Source organism: Stenotrophomonas sp. STK17_22 (genome assembly GCF_051983905.1).
GTDB lineage: Bacteria > Pseudomonadota > Gammaproteobacteria > Xanthomonadales > Xanthomonadaceae > Stenotrophomonas > Stenotrophomonas maltophilia_A.
Map to the genome: position 1 here is coordinate 4830213 of NZ_CP197010.1, position 21541 is coordinate 4851753.

15 protein-coding genes and 1 pseudogene are annotated in these 21541 nt (G+C 66.2%); 8 read left to right on the top strand and 8 right to left on the bottom strand.

The annotated features are described in order from the left end of the window. Window positions 1-195: 195 nt before the first annotated feature. The 3 genes from ACSYS9_RS22505 to ACSYS9_RS22515 form a co-directional block, all read right to left on the bottom strand. The gene (locus tag ACSYS9_RS22505) at window positions 196-801 is read right to left on the bottom strand and encodes a thioredoxin family protein (RefSeq protein WP_071227675.1); all 606 of its coding nucleotides are present in this window, start codon (window positions 799-801) and stop codon (window positions 196-198) included. A gap of 19 nt (window positions 802-820) precedes the next feature. Next, window positions 821-2320 (bottom strand): peptide MFS transporter, encoded by a 1500-nt coding sequence (locus ACSYS9_RS22510; protein ID WP_005411345.1) that lies wholly within the window; start codon window positions 2318-2320, stop codon window positions 821-823. Between the two features lie 181 nt (window positions 2321-2501). Then, complete coding sequence (locus ACSYS9_RS22515; RefSeq protein ID WP_071227676.1) at window positions 2502-3377, bottom strand: tryptophan 2,3-dioxygenase; 876 nt, start codon at window positions 3375-3377, stop codon at window positions 2502-2504. A gap of 335 nt (window positions 3378-3712) precedes the next feature. Here ACSYS9_RS22515 and pdhA point away from each other — a divergent pair, with 335 nt between their 5' ends. The 5 genes from pdhA (at window position 3713) to ACSYS9_RS22540 (ending at window position 8836) form a co-directional block, all read left to right on the top strand. Beyond that, entirely contained in the window at window positions 3713-4795 is a 1083-nt protein-coding gene (gene pdhA / locus ACSYS9_RS22520) for a pyruvate dehydrogenase (acetyl-transferring) E1 component subunit alpha (RefSeq protein ID WP_043034275.1), read from the top strand. Further along, window positions 4788-5855, top strand: coding sequence for an alpha-ketoacid dehydrogenase subunit beta (locus tag ACSYS9_RS22525; RefSeq protein ID WP_019338598.1), 1068 nt, complete (start codon window positions 4788-4790; stop codon window positions 5853-5855). Before pdhA ends, ACSYS9_RS22525 begins: the two co-directional genes overlap by 8 nt. Before the next feature lies 1 nt (window position 5856). Then, the gene (locus ACSYS9_RS22530) at window positions 5857-6210 is read left to right on the top strand and encodes an SH3 domain-containing protein (protein ID WP_005411349.1); all 354 of its coding nucleotides are present in this window, start codon (window positions 5857-5859) and stop codon (window positions 6208-6210) included. Next, window positions 6207-7592, top strand: a complete 1386-nt coding sequence (locus tag ACSYS9_RS22535; protein WP_032127143.1) for a dihydrolipoamide acetyltransferase family protein — start codon at window positions 6207-6209, stop codon at window positions 7590-7592. The genes ACSYS9_RS22530 and ACSYS9_RS22535 overlap by 4 nt, the downstream gene beginning before the upstream one ends. Before the next feature lie 203 nt (window positions 7593-7795). Next, entirely contained in the window at window positions 7796-8836 is a 1041-nt protein-coding gene (locus tag ACSYS9_RS22540; RefSeq protein ID WP_256200891.1) for a hypothetical protein, read from the top strand. Window positions 8837-8872: 36 nt separating this feature from the next. Here the strand turns inward: ACSYS9_RS22540 and ACSYS9_RS22545 are convergent, their stop codons facing one another. The 3 genes from ACSYS9_RS22545 to ACSYS9_RS22555 all read right to left on the bottom strand — a co-directional run bounded on the left by ACSYS9_RS22545 (window position 8873) and on the right by ACSYS9_RS22555 (window position 10884). Next, the gene (locus ACSYS9_RS22545) at window positions 8873-9259 is read right to left on the bottom strand and encodes a VOC family protein (protein ID WP_071227677.1); all 387 of its coding nucleotides are present in this window, start codon (window positions 9257-9259) and stop codon (window positions 8873-8875) included. A gap of 282 nt (window positions 9260-9541) precedes the next feature. Next, entirely contained in the window at window positions 9542-10249 is a 708-nt protein-coding gene (locus ACSYS9_RS22550) for a helix-turn-helix transcriptional regulator (RefSeq protein ID WP_059035658.1), read from the bottom strand. Then, window positions 10249-10884, bottom strand: coding sequence for an NAD-dependent dehydratase (locus tag ACSYS9_RS22555; RefSeq protein WP_071227718.1), 636 nt, complete (start codon window positions 10882-10884; stop codon window positions 10249-10251). Before ACSYS9_RS22555 ends, ACSYS9_RS22550 begins: the two co-directional genes overlap by 1 nt. A gap of 105 nt (window positions 10885-10989) precedes the next feature. Here ACSYS9_RS22555 and ACSYS9_RS22560 point away from each other — a divergent pair, with 105 nt between their 5' ends. Beyond that, window positions 10990-12528: a GGDEF domain-containing protein gene (locus ACSYS9_RS22560; protein ID WP_071227678.1), complete on the top strand. Its 1539-nt coding sequence runs from the start codon at window positions 10990-10992 to the stop codon at window positions 12526-12528. 687 nt (window positions 12529-13215) lie between these two features. Here ACSYS9_RS22560 and ACSYS9_RS22565 read toward each other — a convergent pair. Beyond that, window positions 13216-14142, bottom strand: coding sequence for a DUF808 domain-containing protein (locus tag ACSYS9_RS22565; RefSeq protein WP_071227679.1), 927 nt, complete (start codon window positions 14140-14142; stop codon window positions 13216-13218). A gap of 207 nt (window positions 14143-14349) precedes the next feature. On the opposite strand from ACSYS9_RS22565, the pseudogene ACSYS9_RS22570 reads away from it, so the two are divergent. Further along, window positions 14350-15996: pseudogene (locus ACSYS9_RS22570) on the top strand (ABC1 kinase family protein); the annotation flags it as partial. Window positions 15997-16240: 244 nt separating this feature from the next. Further along, a complete protein-coding gene (locus tag ACSYS9_RS22575; protein ID WP_071227719.1) occupies window positions 16241-18346 on the top strand; it encodes a phosphoglycerol transferase I in 2106 nt (701 codons plus the stop codon). A 687-nt stretch (window positions 18347-19033) separates the two neighbouring features. Here ACSYS9_RS22575 and ACSYS9_RS22580 read toward each other — a convergent pair. Further along, entirely contained in the window at window positions 19034-21463 is a 2430-nt protein-coding gene (locus ACSYS9_RS22580) for a DUF3772 domain-containing protein (protein WP_071227681.1), read from the bottom strand. Between the last annotated feature and the right edge of the window lie 78 nt (window positions 21464-21541).

The window sequence follows — 21541 nt, forward strand, 5'->3', positions numbered from 1 at the left end:
GATGTCGACTGAGGTCCTTGCCGGTAACGGCGAGCGCGTTGCGATATTGAGATGCCGATTCCGGGAATGTGACCGCAACCACAGTAGATCCACGCCATGCGTGGATGCACTTCTGTGCCGACCAACGGTCGGCACCCACCGGGGATCGCGGTCAGCGGTCGGCCCACCCCTGCCGGCCAGCGGCCGGCACTACCCCTATTCCGGTTTGTCAGGTGCCCACTGCTTGAGGAACGCGGTCACCCGCGCGGGCTGGAAGACTTCGCCCTTGCGCAGCTCGCCGGTCGCCTGCGACACCAGCAGTCCGCCATCGGCATCGAGTACCAGCAGGTATGGGTAGTCGCGCTCCATCACCGGGAACTGGGCGAAGAAGGCGGTGTTGGGCTGCTCGTCGCTGGCGTTGACCTTCACCCACACGTAGTGGGCATCGCGGAAGCGACGCAGGTCGCCGTTGCCTTCCACCACATCGTCCAGCGCGCGGCAGCGCTCGCAGGCGGCGTTGCCGACCTCCAGCAGGATGCGCTTCTTGCCCCGCTGGGCTTCCACCTTGGCGGTGGCCAGGTCATCGGCGGGGTTGCGGGCCGGGTCGAACTGCGCGCCGAGCCCTGCGATGGCGGCGATGTCCGCCGCCACCGGGGTGTTGCCCGAGGCCACCGGTTCGCTGGGGTCAGCGACCGGTGGCTCGGTGGGCCGGGTATCCAGAGGCTGCGTGGGCTCGGCGGCGGCAGGCGGTTGCGGTTGGGAACAGGCGCCGATCAGCGCCGCACAGACCACCACCATTGCACCACCGAGCTTGCTGCGCATGCCTTCTACCCTCTCATCATTACTTGACGCCGTGCATCAGCTTGTTGATCAGCGGGGCGATCAGGAACAGCACCACGCCGGAGCCGATCAGGGCCCAGAACCCGAAGGTATACCCCTTCAGGGCCGACTCGACCGTCATGCCGCCTTCACCACTGACCACGCCAGCGAAGATGCCCGACAGGTTGTTGCCGATGCCGGTGGACAGGAACCAGCCGCCCATGCCGAAGCCGACCAGGCGCACCGGGGCCAGCTTGGTCACCATCGACAGGCCGATCGGCGACAGGCACAGCTCACCCACCGACTGGATGACGTAGACCATGAACAGGGTCCAGAACGGGATCTTGCCGTCCACGACCATCTGCGACAGGGCGAACATCAGCAGCGCGAAGGCGGCGCCGTTGAACAGCAGGCCCAGGCCGAACTTGCGCGGGATGGACGGATTGGCGCGGCCCATGGCCACCCAGATCCAGGCGATCACCGGGGCCAGGGTGATGATCGCCACCGAGTTGACCGACTGGAACCACGCGGTCGGGAAGGTCCAGTCACCGAACTGGCGGTTGACGATGTTCTCGGCCAGGAAGGTGAACGAGCTGCCGGCCTGTTCGAAGAACATCCAGAACATCACGTTGAAGGCGAAGATGATCAGCATGGCGATCACGCGGTCGCGCTGCACCTTGCCTTCGCGGATGCCCTCGACCAGCAGCAGGACGGCCAGCGCGGTGAACATCGCACCCAGGATCCAGGCCAGCGCGGTGGCGCCGGTGGCCAGCAGGAAGTACGCGACCGGGATGGCGACCACGGCACCGGCCAGCACCATGATGATGCGGCCGAAACCTTCAGCGCCGGCCGGCGGTGCACCGATGCCCTTCAGGCCGGCACGACCGATGTAGAACCACACCAGCGAGATCAGCATGCCCACGCCCGAGGCGATGAACACGACCTTGTAGGACGGCATCGCGTCGGTACCGAACACCTTGCGGGCCAGGTACTCGGTCAGCACCGGGGCGATCATCGCGCCGATGTTGATGCCCATGTAGAAGATGGTGAAGCCCGAATCGCGGCGCTCGTCCTTCAGCCCGTACAGCTTGCCGACCATGGTCGAGATGTTGGGCTTGAACAGGCCGTTGCCGACGATGATCGTGGCCAGGCCGAGCTTGAAGATGTGCTCCTGCGGCAGCGAGATCATGAACAGGCCGGCGGCCATGATGATCGCGCCGGTCAGGATCGATCGCTGGTAACCCAGTACCCGGTCGGCCACGTAGCCACCGAAGATCGCTGCGGCATACACCAGGGCCAGATAGGCGCCGTAGATGCGGCTGGCGTCGCCTTCACCGGCAGCGCTGCCGTTGTAGAACTGGGCGACGATGTACAGCACCAAGGCCCAGCGGATGCCGTAGAACGCAAAGCGCTCCCAGAACTCGGTCATGAACAGCATCCACAACGGGCGCGGGTGGCCCAGCGTGGTCTTGAAGTCCGGCAGCGCCGGCTCTGGGGTGTTCGCAGTGGCGTTTACGCTCATGCGGATTTCCTGGTTCGGTGGATGACGAGCACGTCCGATGTGCAGTTGGAGCAACGCGCGAGGATCACCGACTTCTGGCGTTCACGTCAAATACACGCCGTTTGAGGCAGGTGCCAGCCTGCTCCCTGAACTTGCATCTGAAACGATCCAGCCGCCGGCCGGGATCCAAGCTGAATACGGATCAGCCCTGTTCTGCCGGGGGCCCGGCCTGCAGGCTGGTCCGCACCTGGAACAGTTCGGGGAAGAAGGTCAGTTCCAGCGCCTTGGCCAGGAAGCCCACGCCGGACGAGCCGCCCGTGCCGCGCTTGAAGCCGATCACCCGCATCACGGTGCGCATGTGTCGGAATCGCCACAGCTGGAACGCGGTCTCCAGGTCCACCAGGTCCTCGCACAGCGAATACTCGCGCCAGTAGCGATCGGTGTCCTGGTAGATGCGTTCGAAGACCGGCTGCAGTGCGTCATCGGCCACATGCGGCTGGGTCCAGTCGTGGGCCTCGTACACCGCCGGGACGGCGTGGCCGAAGCGGGCCAGGTATTTCAGGAATTCCTCGTACAGGCTGGGCGCCTCCAGCACGGTGCGCAGCTGCGCCTGGCCGGCCGGGTCGTGCTCGAACACCTGCAGCATCTGCGCGTTCTTGTTGCCCAGCAGGAACTCGATGTAGCGGTACTGCAGCGACTGGAAGCCCGACGACGGGCCCAGCACGTCGCGGAAGCCCATGTACTCGGACGGGGTCAGCGTTTCCAGCACCGACCACTGCTCGGTCAGCTGGCGCAGCACCTGCTTGCTGCGCGCCAGCACCTTGCGGCACTGCCAGACTTCATCGCGCTGCAGGAAGCCGATTGCGGCACGCAGCTCATGGCCCAGCAGCTTCAGCCACAGCTCCGAGGTCTGGTGCTGGATGATGAAGAGCATCTCGTCGTGGTGCGGCGGGTTGGACAGCGGCTGCTGCGCGCTGAGCAGCTGGTCCAGCCGCAGGTAGCCGCCATAGGTCAGGCGTCCCTGCAGGTCGGTGTGGATGCCGGCTTCGAGATCGCGTTGGTTGTTGTCGACGGACATGGGCGGGACCAGATCGGGGGCGGCAAGGGTAGCGCGTTGCCGCCGCGCTGGCAGCCGCCGGGTCCATACCGGGGCGTGCGGTTGGTCGTGGAGCATCGGCTGATGCCGGGGCTGCGCGTGGAACCGTCCGCGCCGTTGTACTGGCGGTCAGCCAGAGGCGTATTCTGATGCTTTGCAGCAACGACTGAATACGTTGTTGTTATTGGCCCCCCACCCGCCGGCAGGGGTAAAACGGGGAATCGCCGTGTTGCGGCGCAGGAAGGCTATTCCGTACGCGTTCCTTAACATGGCGATTCATATCATTTGTAACTTCTCTGTCGAAGGTGCAGTACGCAATGACGGTTGCCGCTGAATTCAAGATCGAATACCTGCAGTATCTGGATACGGACGGCAAGCTCGTCCGCGATGACCTGCCCGCGTCGCTGCGCGACCCCAAGGTCCTGGTACCGCTGTTCAAGCAGATGCTGTTCGTACGTACGTTCGACAGCAAATCCATCGCACTGCAGCGCACCGGCAAGCTCGGCACCTATGCCGCCTGCCTGGGCCACGAAGCCGCGCACGTGGGTATCGGCGCGGCGATGCAGAAGGACGACGTGTTCGCGCCTTCGTACCGCGAGTATGGCGCGATGTTCATGCGTGGCGTGCGCCCGCACGACGTGCTGATGTACTGGGGCGGCGACGAACGCGGCAACGATTACGGCGGCAACGCGGCCAAGGACTTCCCGTTCTGCGTGCCGATCTCCACCCAGTGCCTGCATGCCGCAGGCGCCGCGCTGAAGTTCAAGCTCAACAAGGAACCGCAGATCGCGGTGGCCGTGTGCGGCGACGGTGGCAGCTCCAAGACCGACTTCTACGCAGCACTGAATTCGGCCGGCGCCTACAAGCTCCCGCTGATCCTGTGCATCGTCAACAACGGTTGGGCCATCTCGGTTCCGCGTTCGGCCCAGACCGGTGCCGAAACGCTGGCGCAGAAGGGCCTGGCCGGCGGCCTGCACTGCCTGCAGGTGGACGGCAATGACCTGATCGCGGTGCTGGCGGCCATGGAGCAGGCGCGCGAACGTGCGCTGGCCGGCAACGGCGGCACCGTGCTGGAACTGATGACCTACCGCCTGTCCGACCACACCACCGCCGATGACGCGCGCCGCTACCGCGACGACGCCGAAGTGAAGGATGCCTGGCAGCGCGAGCCGATGCTGCGCCTGCGCAAGTACCTGATCAACGCCGGTGTGTGGAGCGAAGACGAAGAGACCGCCTGGGTCGCCGAGTGCGGCACGCGCGTGGACGAGGAAGTGAACCTGTACCTCAACACGCCGGTGCAGCCGGTCGAGGCAATGTTCGACTTCCTGTATGCCGATCCGCCGCCGGACCTGCTGGCCCAGCGTGCCCAGGCGATCGCCCTGGAGAAGCGCCATGGATGAGATCAAGAACGGCGCGCCCGGCGCGCACACCAACGCCGCCGACAGCGCTGCGGTCGCGCGCGGAGAAGAGAGCATGACCACCACCCCGATCACCCTCATCGAAGCCATCACCCAGGCGCTGGCCTGGGAGCTGGAACACGACCCGTCGGTGCTGGTGCTGGGCGAGGACGTGGGCGTCAACGGCGGCGTGTTCCGCGCCACCGCCGGCCTGCAGCAGCGCTTCGGCTCCGAACGCATCCTCGACACCCCGCTGGATGAAACCACCATCGCCGGCCTGACCATCGGCCTGGCCGCGCAGGGCATGAAGCCGGTGGCCGAGGCCCAGTTCGACGGTTTCATGTACCCGATGGTCGACCATATCGTCTGCCACGCCGCACGCCTGCGTTACCGCACGCGTGGCCGCCTGCACTGCCCGATGGTGCTGCGCGTGCCGTGGGGCGGTGGCATCCGCGCGCCGGAACATCACAGCGAAGCCAACGAGGCGATCTTCACCAACGTGCCGGGCCTGCGCGTGGTGCTGCCGTCGTCGCCGCAGCGCGCCTACGGCCTGCTGCTGGCCGCGATCCGCGAGCCGGATCCGGTGATCTACATGGAGCCCAAGCGCATCTACCGCCAGTACAAGGAAGTGGTCGTCAACGACGGCGAGGCCTTGCCGCTGGACGTCTGCTTCGTGCTGCGCGACGGCACCGACGTGACCCTGGTGACCTGGGGCGCGCAGGTGAAGGAAGCGCTGGAAGCGGCCGACAAGCTGGCCGGTGAAGGCATCAGTGCCGAAGTCATCGACGTGGCCACGCTGCGTCCGCTGGACTTCGCCACCATCGCCGAATCGGTGGCCAAGACCGGCCGCTGCGTGATCGTGCAGGAGGCCCCCAAGACCGCGGGCTTCGGCGCCGAAATCGCTGCGCGCCTGGCCGAGGAATCGATCTACGACCTGCTGGCCCCGGTCGAGCGCGTCACTGGCTACGACACCCACATTCCGCTGTTCCGCCTGGAAATGAAGTACCTGCCGAGCGTTGAGCGGATCGTGGCTGCGGCCAAGCGCGCGGTGGCGGCCGGCTGACATGCGGGCCCGCCTTCTGGGGGCTTACCGCAGCCAGTATCCCAACCCGCTCCGGTTCCACACCGGCCAGATCGTCGAAGTAGGTGTCCGTGACGAGGAATGGCCGGCGTTTGCCTGGGTACGCACCAACGATGGGCGCGCTGGATGGGCGCCCATCGCCTGGTTGCAGCTGCTGGACGAGGGTCGCGCCGAAGCGCTGTGCGACTACGACGCCCGCGAGCTGGATGTGGAAAGCGGCGAGATGGTGAAGCTTCATCACGAACACGGCGGGTGGTGGTGGTCCGAGCGCGCCAATGGCGCGACGGGTTGGCTGCCGGCCCGCGAACTGGAACTGCTGGAAGAGAACTGCAAATGAGCCAGACCAAGAACTTCAACCTGCCCGACCTGGGCGAAGGCCTGCCGGACGCGACCATCGTCGAGTGGTTCGTCAAGGAAGGCGATGTGATCAAGCTGGACGAGCCGCTGGTGTCGATGGAGACCGCCAAGGCCGTCGTCGAAGTGCCCTCGCCCTTCTCCGGCAAGGTGCTGAAGCTGTCAGGCGCTGCTGGCGACATCATCCCGACCGGCTCGGTGCTGGCCAGCTTCGAACTGGACCCGAACCTGCCGCAGCGCGCCGATGGCCAGGACACCGGCCACAGCCACGGCCATGCCGCACCTGCCGCAGCACCGACCCCGCCGCCGCTGCCGGCCGCTGCCGCACCGGTGGCCGCCGAAGCGGCCAAGCCCGCCGCCGCCGAACGTGATGACGCCGGTACCGTGGTCGGCGCGATGCAGAGCTCCAACGCCGTGCACGCCGAACAGGCGCTGGCCGTCGGTGGCGTCAAGGCCGTACCGGCCGTGCGTGCCACCGCGCGCAAGCTGGGCGTGGACCTGTCCCGCGTACGCGCCACTGGCGCCGATGGCGCGGTGACCATGGCCGACGTCAAGCAGGCAGCTGCGGATGGCAGCGCCAAGATCGGTGCCGCTCCGGCGCCGGCCGCTGCTGCCTATGCCGCGCCGGCCCCGGCGCAGGTGTCTGCCCCGGTGCAGAGCGAAGCGCGCACCCCGCTGTCCGCCGCGGGCAAGCCGATGCGCACCCAGCCGCCGGGCGTGGTCGCCAAGGGCCAGCCGGAACCGCTGAAGGGCGTGCGCCGCAACATGGCGCGCGTGATGGCCGATGCGCACAGCAAGGTCGTGCCGACCACGCTGAACGACGACGCCGACATCCACGCCTGGCTGCCGGGCAACGACGTCACCGCACGCCTGGTGCGCTCGATCGTGGTCGCCGCGCAGAAGGTGCCGGCGATGAACGCCTGGTTCGACGGTGAAGCGCTGACCCGCACCCTGCACGCGCAGGTGGACATCGGCATCGCCGTGGACACCGACGACGGCCTGTTCGTGCCGGCCCTGCGCAATGCCGACATGCTCGATGCACGCGGCATCCGCGAAGGCGTCAACCGCCTGCGCGAGCAGGTGGAATCGCGTTCGATCGCCGCCTCGGAACTGAGCGGCTACACCATCTCGCTGTCCAACTTCGGCATGTTCGCCGGCCGCTACGCGACCCCGGTCGTGGTGCCGCCGTGTGTGGCCATCGTTGGTGCCGGCCGTGCCCGCCACCAGATGACCCCGGTGATGGGCGGCGTGGAAGCGCACAAGGTGATCCCGCTGTCGGTCACCTTCGACCACCGCGCGGCCACCGGTGGTGAAGCGGCCCGCTTCCTGCGCGCGATGATGGATGACCTGGCGCTGGCCAGCTGATCGGGTGGGTGCCAACCTTGGTTGGCACATGAAGCTGACTGGTGGGTGCCAACCTTGGTTGGCACATGAATTGGAGAAACGCCGGGCACTGCCCGGCGTTTTTTTGTGCCCGCTCCGTCGCGCCCCATCCACGCATGGCGTGGATCTACAGGGCTCTCCGTCGATCGGTCGAGAGCGCAAGAGAGCACTTTGAGAATAGTTGCATGGATTCCCCAGAGCAGCTCGATAGCATTGAGCTTCTCTTGAGACGTCGAGTTCCCATGCTGGAGAAAGCACCCACAATCGAAGAAATCCTGAAGGCGGGCGATGATATTTTCCGTGCCTCCCCGTTCTTATTACTGCTGACGAGGGATGAGGATCCCACGGACAGGAATTGGGTTCTCGACATCATCTTCCTGCGCTGGCTCGCTCGAAATCGCGCGCTCCTTGACGCATCGGTAGGGTCTACGGTGGCAGCCGCCCCCTCACTGGCGGATGCCTTGGCATGCATCAAAGCTGCTTTCCAGGACGAGATTCCCGGATCTGCGTTCGACCCGGAATTGCTGGAGTTCACCCTGGACTACTTCTGCTTCCGCGCACCCTACCCCTCGGATTTCTTCTCCCTTTTTCCGCAAAGCGACATGCCTTCGCCGGAAGCCATGTGGGACAAACAGGAGCAGGTGTACGCGATTATCGATTCACGTTTACAGTCATGGCGCAACGGTGAACCCCTCGTCCGGGCGGTCATCCCCAAGACCGATCAACAAGGAGACGCTGAACCGGCTACGCCGCTGGACGCTGACGTCTGGATCTCAACGCTGGCAACGTTATCGGATGCTGCAGTCACCCACGAAGGCTGCTGTGCATACGCCGACCACTTCTACAGGCCACTGACGAAACCACCGTCAGTAGAAGTCGTCCTGGCAGTCATGAGGGAATTTCTTCGCGACCCACCACATGATGCGTCGATCATGACTGCAACGGACAACTTCCTGTCGGATATTCCGTTCTCCCGCTACATCAAAGCCTATTCCATCCTCGCACCTGAACTGCTGGACCGTTCTTCAGATGCCGCGCTCAATCTGTTTGATTATCCAGGTTGTGAACTGACGCCCCGTCAGATACGGCAGTTCATCAAGGAACTCAGGCGGTGCAATCCCGGCCGCGATGTGGTCGGAGAGCTGGCCCAGCTGGCCATTGAGCGGGATTCGGAAGACGACGAGACATTCTCAATCGTCATCGAAGCAGCGCAGAAGCAAGGGTAGGTCCAGGAGCCAGCAAGTGCCGGCCCCCTCCCTTGATCAGTTCCGCGCGACCATGCCTTCGGCGCGGCTGTAGACACGCAGACGGTGTCCATCCGGGTCTGCCCCGACAAAGGTATGGCCGAACTCCAGCGTCACCGGTGCCTGCAGAATCTGCACGCCGAGCCCGCGCCACGCATCGTGCATCTGCTGCACGGTCTCCGGGTTGGCGACCACCATCGCCAGTTCGGCGGCACCGGCCTGTGCGGACACAGGCGGCTGCACGTCGTCGCGTTGCCACAGGCCCAGTGCGGCGCCATCGCCGAGCAGGAACAGGGCGAAACCGGGCGACTGCTCGATCGGCGGTCTGCCGAGAATGCCGCTGTAGAAGGTGGCGCTGGCGGCGACGTCGCGCACGTACTGCAGCAGGGTGCTGGGCGTGAACATGGGGAAGCTCCGTTGTTGGGAGCGCTCATGGTGGTACGGCCCTGCTGACAGATTCTGTCAGTAGCGTCGAGCGTGATCGACTGCTGTTGCCCCAGCCCTGGTAGATGTCGAGCTTGCTCGACTGCTGTTGCCCTTGCCCTGGTAGAGGTCGAGCTTGCTCGACTGCTGTTCGCGAAGATCAAAGGCGGTCGAGCAAGCTCGACCCCTACCAGGAGCAAAGAGCGAAGGCCCCCTCCCCAGCAGCCGGAAGCAAAGCGCGGAAGCGGTCGAGCACGCTCGACGCTACGAACGATCCAGCCAGTCCGGCGCGATGCCCTGCGCCTTCTGCCAGCGTCGCAGCAGGGTGGCGCGTGGCACGAGGTAGTGATCCTCCAGCACACGCGCCTGGCGGATGCGGTCCAGACGGAAATGGCGGAAATCCTCGCGGCGCTCGCACCACGCCGCCAGCATCGGCACCTCATCGAAGTAGCCCAGCGCGAACGGCCAGACGATGCGCTCGCTGCGCTGGCCGTGCGCGTCCTCGTAGCCGAACTTCAGGCGCTGCTGTGAACCGACAGCCTCTCGCACGGCCTGCAGACGAGCCGGGGGAACCTTGGCCGCCGCACGCGAAGGGCCCACCCGCAGGCCACTGTCACGCAAGGCCTCGCGCCGCGCTGCGGGCAACACATGCGCGATACGCGCCAGGGCATCGCGTGCGGCTTCGGCCAACGCGGGTTCGGTACGGGCCGCAACCCAGCGCAGGCCCAGCACCAGCGCGTCGATCTCGGCCGGTGGCAGGGTCATCGGTGGCAGGGTGTCGCTCGGCGCCAGCTGGTAGCCAACGCCGGCCTCGCCACGCAGGTCAGCGCCCTGCTCACGCAGGGTCTCGATATCGCGGTACAACGTGCGCAGGCTGATGCCCAGCGCTTCGGCCAGCGTCTGCCCGGCCACCGGCCGCCGATGGCGGCGCAGCAGCTGCAGCAACTGGGTCAGGCGCAGCGCACGCGACATCAGCCGACCAGTGCGCTCGATGCCACCACGTGCTCACCCGGCTGCGGGGCCAGCGCGGACTCGACCAGTGCCTTGGCGATCTCGCTCGCCGGGTTGATCCGCCACGCCCGTGGCAACAGCGGCCCCAAAGCACCCAACACCATCAGCGCCAGGCGCTCGCCACGACGCACCTCGTTGCGCTCGCCCCCGATCAACCCCGGGCGTACCAGCGTCAGCGAAGCGAAGGCCAGCGCACGCAGGTCACGCTCCAGCTCGCCCTTCACCCGACTGTAGAAGATCGACGACTGCGGGTTGGCGCCGGCCGCGGAATTCAGCGCATAGGTCTGCGCACCCTGTGCCTGTGCCAGGCGGGCGAACGCCAACGGGTAATCATGGTCGATGCGATGGAAAGCCTCGCGGCTGCCGGCCTGGGCGATGGTGCTGCCCAGCGCGCAGATGACCGCATCCACGCGCGCCCACCCAGGCACGGCGGGCAGCGCATCGAAGGCCAGCACCGGGTTCGCCAGCTTCCGGTGGGTCACGCCCAACGGGCGGCGGGCCGGAGCGATCACGGCGCTGCAGCGCGGGTCGTCCAGCAGCCTGCGCAGGGTCAGCCCACCGACCAGCCCGGTCGCCCCCAGCAACATCACGCGCATCACCACCTCCACTGCGGCATCCTGTCGCCCATCCTAGCCGTTCAAGCCGTCGGCGGCCGCGCCGATATGCTGGAACCAGTCCCTGCCAGCCCCAGGATTTGCTCCATGACGGACCAGCCCGACCACCGCCCTGCCCCCGGTACCGCCCTTGGGCCGCCGGCACGCGTGCGCGCGGTGGTGGACGATGGGCTGGGCGACCGCGTGGTGCTGCAGGGTGGCGGTGGCGTGGCCCTGCAGCAGCTGTTCGCCGGGGCCGACGCACCGGAGCCGCTGCTGGCCGCGTTCGCCAATGGCATGGCCACCCTGCCCGGCGAACTGGGCGACATGGGCGACCGCCTGCAGTCGGCGCAGGCCAGCGCCGATTGGCCGCGCTATGGGCGCGCAATGCGGCAGCTGATCGACAAGTACATCCGCACCATCGAACAGCATTCGCCGGACGGGCAGCCGGAAAGCCTGCGCCTGTCCGAGCAGCTGCGCCTGCTGCTGGGCGGCGCGGTGGTGGCCCTGCTGCAGCACGATCCGGACCTGCGCGAGCAGGCACAGGCATTGGCCACGCGCCTGCGCCAGTGGCAACCGGGCACGGCACTGGAACCGATCGAACAGGGCGTGCGCGAACTCGGCCACCAGGTCGGCGTGCGTGCCGAGAGCTGGCAGGAGCAGCAGGCGCTGCTGCTTGAGCTGTTCGCGCTGCTGCTGGAGAACGTGAGCGAGCTGCTGGATGACCGCAGCTGGCTGCAGGGCCAGATCGCCGCAGTACGCCAGCTGCTGGACGGGCCGTTGGAAGCTGAGGCGGTCGAGCGCACCCGCGCCGAACTGCGCGAAGTGATCTACAAGCAGGGCCTGCTGCGCCAGGGCATCGACGATTCGAAGGCGGCGATGCGCGGGTTGATGGGCGAGTTCATCGAGCGCATGGATGGCATGGCCACCAGCACCGGCGAATACCACGACCGCATCGGCAGCTACGCACTGCAGCTGCGCGAGGCGCGTAGCATCGCCGACCTCAACCAGTTGCTGCAGGACGTGATGCGCGACACCGGCAAGGTGCAGCAGCAGGCCGCGCAGGCCCGCGATCACCTGGCCAACGCGCGGCAGGAAGTGGAACGTGCAGAGCAACGCATTGCCGAGCTGGAGCAGGAACTGCGCGCCGCCGGTGACCTGGCGCGCATCGATCCACTGACCCAGGCGCTGAACCGCCGTGGCCTGGACGAACTGCTGCAGCGCGAGCTGGCGCGCGCCGCGCGCAACAACTCGCCGTTGGGCGTGGCGATGATCGATCTGGATGATTTCCACCAGACCAATGATGCACATGGCCATGCCGGTGGCGATGCACTGCTGCAGCACCTGGTGGCCGTCTGCAAGCTGCTGCTGCGCGCCACCGATGGCATCGCGCGGCTGGGTGGCGACGAGTTCGTGCTGGTGCTGCCGGAGACCCATGGCGCCGACAGCATGGCCACCGTGCAGCGCCTGCAGCGTTCACTGGCACACCGCGTGCTGACCGTGCAGGACCAGCGCGTGCCGGTGCATTTCAGCGCCGGGCTGGCGCAGTGGCAGCCCGGCGACGATACCGAGACCCTGCTGCGGCGCGCCGATGACGCGCTGTATGCGGCCAAGCGGCAGGGCAAGAACCGGGTGCAGGCGGGTTGATCGTCCGGCCCACCGCAAACCGCTTCAGTAGGTGCCAACCTTGGTTGGCACGAGCAGAAACAAAGCGCCGACCAAGGTCGGCCTCTACCAACGCAAGGGACAGCGCTTTGGTAGGTGCCAACCTTGGTTGGCACACGCCGGAACAAAGCGCCGACCAAAGTCGGCCTCTACCAACGCCAAGGACAGCGCTTCGGTAGGTGCCAACCTTGGTTGGCTCACGCCGGAACAATGCGCCGACCAAGGTCGGCCTCTACCAACGCCAAGGACATCGCTTCGGTAGGTGCCAACCTTGGTTGGCTCACGCCGGAACAAAGCGCCGACCAAGGTCGGCCTCTACCAACGCAAGGGACAGCGCTTTGGTAGGTGCCAACCTTGGTTGGCACACGCCGGAACAAAGCGCCGACCAAGGTCGGCCTCTACCAACGCAAAGGACAGCGCTTTGGTAGGTGCCAACCTTGGTTGGCACACGCCGGGGCAAAGCGCCGACCAAGGTCGGCCTCTACCAACGCAAGGGACAGCGCTTTGGTAGGTGCCAACCTTGGTTGGCACACGCGGAAACAAAGCGCCGACCAAGGTCGGCCTCTACCAACGCCAAGGACAGCGCTTCGGTAGGTGCCAACCTTGGTTGGCACACGCGGAAACAATGCGCCGACCGAGGTCGGCCTCTACCGGGCAATGGGCCGGCGCCTACTTCCCGCGCAGCTTCTGGAACCCGGTCACCGCCGCCAGCACGATGGCGCCGGCAATGATGCCGACCACCATGTTGGCCGCAGCACTGATCAGCCAGCCCCACTGCCCTTCGCCGCCCAGCGCCTGCACCGCGTGGTGCAGCGCCGGCACGTTGTGCACCAGGATGCCGCCGCCGACCAGGAACATGGCGATGGTGCCAGCCACCGACAGGAACTTCATCAGCCACGGCGCCGACGCCACCAGACCTCGACCGAAGGCGGCAATGGCACCGCCCTTGCGCGAAAGGTACAGCCCAACGTCATCGAGCTTGACGATGCCCGCCACCAGTCCGTAGACGAAAACGGTCATCGCCAGTGCGACCACGCTCAGCGTGAGGATCTGGTTGGTGAACGACGCAGTGGCGACCACGCCCAGGGTGAGCACGATGATCTCGGCCGAAAGGATGAAGTCGGTACGGATCGCGCCTTTTACCTTGTCCTTCTCCCACGCCACCATGTCCACCTGGGTATCGGCCAGCGCCTTGCGCCGCTCGGCCTGATGCTCGGCATCGTCGTCAGCCGAATGCAGGAAGCGATGCGCCAGCTTCTCCACGCCTTCGAAGCACAGGAAGGCACCGCCGATCATCATCAGCGGCACGATCAGCGGCACGTTCCAGCCGCGGCTGCGCAGCCAGGCTTCCAACGCACTGATCGCCAGGGCCGCCGGCACCAGGATCACCTTGTTGACCAGCGAGCCCTTGGCCACCGCCCACACCACTGGCAGCTCGCGGTTGGCGTTGACCCCGGTGACCTGCTGCGCGTTCAGCGCCAGATCGTCGCCCAGCACACCGGCGGTCTTCTTCGCGGCGACCTTGGTCAGCACCGAGACATCGTCGAGCAGGGAGGCGATATCGTCGAGCAGGGCGAACAGGCTGGCACCGGCCATGGGGCGTCCAAGAGAGGGAATGCGCCGATTCTGACCGATCCGCCGGTCTCTGCGATAGCCGCGGGGTTCACCGCATGCCCACCTCCCCCCGGCGACACTGCCGAATCCGGACATTGCCGGCCAGCGCCCGGCACTACCGTCCTTGCCGCATGGGAGTTCCGCTTGAGCAATCCGCCCACCGCCAATGGCAATCCCCCGCTGGTCAAAGGCATGAACCGGCGCAGCCAGATCCTGCGCCTGCTGATGCGCTACCGCCATTCGGGCGTGTTCTCGGGCATGAACCTGGACGTCGCCAGCAACCAGGCCGACGTGCCCGCCGATGGCAACCCGGAACAGTTCGTCAGCGACCTGGAGGCCTTGGGGCCGACCTTCGTCAAGCTGGGCCAGATGCTGTCCACCCGCCCGGACATGGTGCCGGTGGAGTTCGCCACGGCGCTGGAGCGCATGCAGGAAAAGGTGGCCGAGATTCCGGTCGAGCGCATCCATGCCATCGTCGAACAGGAGCTGGGCGCGCCGGTGAACAAGCTGTTCGCCGCGTTCGATCCCGAGCCATTGGGCTGTGCCTCGATCGCGCAGGTGCATCGCGCGGTGCTGCACGATGGCCGCCAGGTGGCGGTGAAGGTGCAGAAACCCGAGGTCGCCGCGCAGCTGCGCTCGGACCTGGAGGCACTGCGCAGCTTCGCGCTGGCCGCCGACCACCTGACCCAGGTGGGCCGTCGCGTGCGCCTGCGCGACTGGCTCAACGAGTTCGCCAAGACCCTGATGCAGGAGCTGGACTACCACGCCGAGGCCGAGAACCTGGCCCGTTTCGGCCGGCACCTGAAGCCATTCCGGCGCCTGTGGATTCCACAGCCGCTGTGGGATTACAGCAGCCAGCGCGTGCTGACCATGGAACTGGCCACCGGCGTGCGCGTGGATGCGATTCCCGATGTGCGCCGCACCGAGCAGTCGATGGACCCGCTGGCGGCGGCGCTGATACGCGGCTACCTGGACCAGATCTTCGTGCACGGCGAGATCCATGCGGATCCACACCCGGGCAATCTGCGGGTGATGCCCGATGGCCGGCTGGCGATCTTCGACCTGGGCATGGTCGCGCACATGCCGCCACGCCTGCGCGAGCGGCTGCTGAAGATCCTGTTCGCTGCCGTCGATGGCCGCGGCGAAGAAGTGGCCGACGACCTGATCAGCATCAGCACGCGGCTGGAGGCGTTCGACGAAGAACGCTACCTGCGCGAGACCGGCCAGCTGATCGCACGCTATGCGGCCAGTGGCAGCTTCTCCGAAGGCCGCGTGGTGCTGGACATGGTGCGCATCGCTACCGCCTGCGGCCTGCGCACCCCGCCGGAACTGAGCCTGCTGGGCAAAGCCCTGCTCAACCTGGAAACCGTGTGCCGGCTGCTGGCACCCGAGCTGGAAACCCGCCGCATCGTCGAGCGCCAGCTGCAGCACGTGATGCGTGCGCGCCTGAAGAAATCGCTGTCTGCCGCCAACATCGCCAGCGAGGCGATGGAGCTGCAGCAGCTGCTGCGCGATGGGCCGCGCAAGCTGTCGGACATCATGGCGCTGCTGGCCGAGAACCGCCTGCAGATGAAGGTGACCGGGCTGGAAGAATCGCGATTGATGGAGAACCTGCAGAAGATCGCCAACCGCGTGGCGGCCGGCATCATCAGTGCCGCATTGATCATGGCTGCGGCGATGATGATGAAGATCGACACCGGCTGGCACCTGTTCGGCTACCCGCTCATTGCGCTGATTCTGCTGTTCATCGGCGTGGTGCTCGGCCTTGGCATCGTGACCAGTGCATTGCTGTTCGACCGTCGTGCGCGGGCACGCGAAGAACGCGGGCATCGCTAGCGCATCAGCGAAAACCGCCGTATTCATGCGGTTTTTAATGTAATCCAACGAAGCCCTTCACGCTCGTTTTACCTTCTGAGCGCAATTGCGCGCGTGTTATTTCAACAAACATTTCAGTCAGGTTCGTGCATGCACTATCGGGTCATCGGCCTGTCATATGCATGTGCTTGTGGCAGCGTCGGTCGGATGGACACGCGTCGGTACGACGTCCATCACCACCACCCCGTCACTGCCGAAGCTGCCTATGCTCTGGATACTGCTGCTGTCGTTGTTGCTGCTGTGCTGGTTGTTCCTCGCGTCCGACAAGTGGGTGTGGTGGAAGGCTGGTGCGTTCTCGCTGCTGCTGCTCATGCTCAGCACGTGGTGGTTGATCGACAAGCTGTCCGGTGATGGGCTCAATGCCGCCACCCTGTACCACCTCGGCGCCGACATGGAAGGCGCCGGGGTTTCCGATTTCAAGGGCTACATCGCCGGCTTCATCGTGCTGGCGCTGGTCTCGCTGCTGCCGCTGTTCGCCACACGGGTGAAGCGCTGGCGCCGGCCCGGCCACGGCGGCGCCTGGTTCGCCGGCTTCGCTGCAGTATGGGTGGCCACGATCATCATCAGCCCGCTGGCCCGCGACGGCCAACGCCTGTACCAGCAATTGCGCCCCGTCGACTTCGCACGCATCGCCCCCGAGTACCAGGTGCCCACGCAGCCGCTGCAGCGCCCGCGCAACATCGTCTGGATCTACGGCGAGAGCCTGGAACGCACCTACCTGGACGAGAGCGTTTTCCCCGGCCTGATGCCCAACCTCAACCGCCTGGCGTCCGAGTCACTGGACGTGCGCAACCTGGCCTCGGCCGAGGGCAGCGGCTGGACCATCGCTGGCCTGGTGTCGTCGATGTGCGGCGTGCCGCTGACCACCTCGCAGGGCGATGAGAACAGCATGGACCGCATGGGCAGCTTCCTGCCCAAGGCCGTGTGCCTGGGCGATTACCTGAAGCAGCAGGGCTACACCAACCATTACCTGGGTGGCGCCAACGGCCAGTTCGCCGGCAAGGGCCAGTTCCTGGCCAGCCACGGCTTCGACGAAGTGCACGACCTGGCGTGGTTCAAGCAGCAGAAGAAGATCGGTCGCATCCACTACTCGGCCTGGGGCGTGCACGACGACGTGCTGCTGGACACCGCCTACCAGCGCTTTGAACAGCTCTCGCGCGCCGGCTCACCGTTCATGCTGACCACGCTGACCATGGATACCCACCATCCAGCGGGCCACCTGCCGGTGTCGTGCAAGGGCGAGCGCTACCAGAGCCAGTACGGCAACATCAACATGCTCAACGCGCTCAAGTGCAGCGACCGGCTGATTTCGCAGCTGGTGCAACGCATCCAGGCCAGCCCGTACGGCAAGGACACGCTGATCGTGATCGCCTCCGACCACCTGGCGATGCCCAACGATCTGACCCACATTCTGACCCGGCAGAAGCGCGAGAACCTGCTGCTGTTCCTGGGGGATGGCATTGCCCCGCAGCAGCTCAGCGCCGATGCCGGCACCACCCTGGATTCGGGTGCGACCCTGCTCAGCCTGCTGGACCCGAACCTGAAGACGATGGGCTTCGGCCGTTCGCTGATCGATGCCCAGCGCGCGCCCAGCGCCAGCGTGGCCACCCAGCGCGACGGCGGCCGTGACTATCCGCAGTACCTGGCCTTCGCGCGTTCACTGTGGCTGGGCGAACCGACCCGCGAGCTGAAGATCGACGGCGATGACCAGGTGGTGGTCGGCCTGCAGCACGTGCAGCCACCGGTGTTGCTGGAGTACGACAAGGACTGGAGTCTGAAGTCCGTGTACCTGGAAAACACCTCACGCCAGTTCGACGATGCCAACCCGGACAACACCCTGGCCTACGTCGACCGCTGCACCGCGTTCGAGGACGGCTCGGCCGACGGTGACTGGTGCGCCCTGCTGGTCAACCGCGACAACGGCATCAAGCTGTACCGCGACAACGACCTGCGTGGCGGCATCGCCGTGGATGCACCGCTGGACGCGTTCCAGGGCCCGCGCCCGAGCGTGCGCCAGGCGCACATGATTACGCAGAAGGGCCGCCGTACCCGTGCCGGCCAGTACATGCTGCAGCTGGTGGCGAGCACGCGCCCGGATCGCGGCTTCTGGATCGAGGCGGTGTCCTCGCAGCGCAAGGTGGTACTGGCGCAGCAGTGGGTGCAGCCCGATGCCAACGGCAAGATCAACGTGTCCTTCGGTCTGGACCACGAAGTGGATGATCTGGAGATCCGTGCGTGGTTGAACCACGCCGAGAAGCTGGCGGTGGACACATTCGCACTGGTGCCATCCCGCAGCCGACCGCGAGGATAGGGTTCTTTGCAGGGCTGCGCCCTGCACCCGTGGTAGTGCCGGCCGCTGGCCGGCAACCTCAGAAGCAACAACAACAGCGGGCATTCCGTGGGATGGCGAGGTGGATCCGGTTGCGGGGGACGCTGCAAGTCCCCCTCCGGGGCCCGGCCCAGCCGCTGGCGGCTGTGCGTTCGGGCGCTTGCGAAGCAATGCTTCGCAAGCAAAGCGCCCTCACCCATGTAAGCTCGGTCGCCGCTTGCTCGTGTGCGCTGTCCTGCGCACACGGCAAGACCGGGGTTGGGCGTCCTGCCCAACCCGTCGGGCGCATGCGCCCGACCCATGCGGCTCACGCCCCCGCAACCGGACCCACTCCGCCTTCGACAGTTAGCTGCGGTCTGTTGGACATGCCGATGGGGTCAGATCCGTTTTCCGGAGGAAAACGGATCTGACCCCAGATTGATTTCGATATCCGACAGACGTGTCGACCAAGGTCGACACCTACCGACAGCCGCAGGAATCTGTCAGAGGTGGGGCGGTGTCGGAGTGCGGGGTGTCAGCCGCATGGATGCGGCTGCCAAGCCTCCATGGACGGATTTACGGCGCCCCCACACTCCGACATCGCCCCGCCATCCCACGGAATGCACGCTGTTGCTGTTGCCTTTGCTCCGGCTCGTAGCGGGTGCAGGGCGCAGCCCTGCAAAGAACCCCCTACTCCTGCGGATCGCGGGTGATGTGGATGTCGGTCGGGGTCGACAGCGGAATGTTCCGCTCCGCCAGGATCTGCAGCAGGCTGAAGTACAGATCGCTGCGGGTGGCATACACCTGCCGCGGGCTGGCCACGTACGCGAAGCTGTTGATGGTGATCTGGCCACCGGCAATGCTGTCGATGTAGACCGTCGGGGCCGGCTGCTTCAGCACGTTGGTGTGCGCGGTGTACGCATCCAGCAGCGCCTGACGCAGGCTGCCGACATCGGTGCTGGGCGGCACCGCGAACTGGATCTGGATGCGACCCTGGTTGTTGCCCATCGTCATGTTGCGCACGGTCTTGGTGACCAACTCGGAGTTGGGCACGATCAACGTCGACTTGTCGCCTACCTGGATCTCGGTCGAACGCAGGCTGATGCGGCGGATGTCGCCCTCCTGGTCGCCCAGCTTCACCCAGTCGCCGATCTTCACCGGACGCTCGGCCAGCAGGATCAGGCCGGAGACGAAGTTCTGTGTGATCACCTGCAGGCCGAAACCAATACCCACCGACAGCGCGCTGACCAGCAGTGCCAGTTTGCTCAGCTGCAGGCCCATCGCGCTCAACGCCCAGATCACCGCGATGATGATGCCGACGTAGCGGGCAACCGTACTGACCGAATTGCGTGCGCCCAGGTCCAGTTCGGTCTTGGGCAGATAGGTGTCGGTCAGCCAGCGCTGCACCAGCTGGGTGATCGCCAGGCCGGCCAGCAGCGCCAGTACTGCCATCACGATCCCCGCCGGTGCCAGCTTGGTGCCACCGATATCGAATCCGGTCGTGAACAGTGAAGTGAATCGCTCCACTACTGCGCCGATGTTGCCGAACGGCGCCACCAGGGCAAGCAGCGTGAGCAGCACGACCACGGTACGCAGAACCGCCGACAGCAGCACGCCGGCCTGCTCCAGCCGCGACACGCTCAGGCCGGTACTGAGCAGGATGGTCTGGCCCACTTTGCTGTCGGCGTTGAGCATCCACGTGCTCAGGTCATCGACGAATTTGAACAGCAGGGTCGCCGCCAGCACCACGATGCTGCCGCCGATCAGCTGCTGGTTCACGAACTTGGCGAAGTTCAGGTAGCCCAGCAGGGTGGCGATGATGGCCGCTACTACCGCGACGTTGCCCGCCACGCGTGCCAATACCAGCCAGCTGCTGCGGCGCACCGGTGTGGCCGCGCCCACGCCATCCGCCTGCGCCTCCAGCTTGGCCTCGGCCTCGGCGGTCTGCCGGCGATGCAGGCGCGCCAGCGTCACCAGCATGGCCATGATCAGGCCGAGATAGGTCAGCGCAATCAGGCCATCCAACGCCACCGTGGTGACGTCGCTGGTACGCGTGGCCTGATCGAGGGCCACCAGCACCGTGCTCAGCCAGGCAAGCGCCGCCGCGCCCCACGCGTACTTGCGCAGCTTGAGCGCGGCGGTGTCATCCAGATTCAGCAACCGCCACGACGGCCGCTTGGGAACCAGCATGCAGGCGCTGAGTGCCGCAATGAACGCAGCGCGGAACGTTGCGGTCTCCAGCCCGTCGGCCACCACCTGCAGGCGCGGCGCGATGGCATCGATCGCATCAAGCGCTGCCATCAGCACAACCACCGCATAGCCAGGCAGCAGCGTGCCCACCAGCAGCAGCCACATGGCCAGGCCGGACCGGCGCAGGCGACCGTCCGGCGCGCGCTCGGACTCCGCAAAGCGCCGCCCCAGCCTGCGCAGCCACAGCCGCAGCGGGAACATCATCACCAGCGCGGCCACCAGGCCCAGCAACGGCGTGCCCCAGCCATTGGCCCGGATGCCGGCGACGAAGGTATCGCGCCCCTGCTCGGCCAACGGCGCGACGCGTGCGATATCGATCGGCAGGCGTTCGGCAACCTTGCTCCACAGCGCGGGCGACAACGGCGAGGCAACCTTCTGCCCCAGTTCTTCGGTACGTTGCGCGGCGCGCTGCTGGTCGATGTCGGTCGCCAGCTGCTGGGCGCGCACGGCACTGGTCTTGGCCTGCGCTACCGACGCGGCCAGTCCGTCGCGTTGTTTGTTGATGCTGCGCCGTTGCGCCGCCAGTTCGGGCGGCTCGGTGGTGCCCTCGGCAGGCGTGCCCAACTGCGCCAGCTGTTCGTCGAGGCGGACGAGCTGTGGCTGCAACTCCTTTTCCAGCGCCTCGGCGTCACGCCGTACCTGCGAGGCATTCTCGGACAGCATCGCCAGCGTCTCGATGGCGGCCGCATCACCACGCTTGCGGTCGACCTCCTTCAGCTTCGCATCGATACCTGCCAGCTGCTGCTTCGGCGTGGGCGCATCATCCTGCGCCAGCACCGGCGCGGACAGCAGGAAGGCGCTGCACAGCAGCAGGGCCAGCCAAGGGCCCCGTGCACGGATCGATCGCAGGAAAGAAGACAAGCCAGCCACACCGGTTCGCGCGGACCACCGCGCCTGCGCGCGACTATACGGCAGAGGCGGTCAAGGGCGTATGGGCGGCCCTGGCAA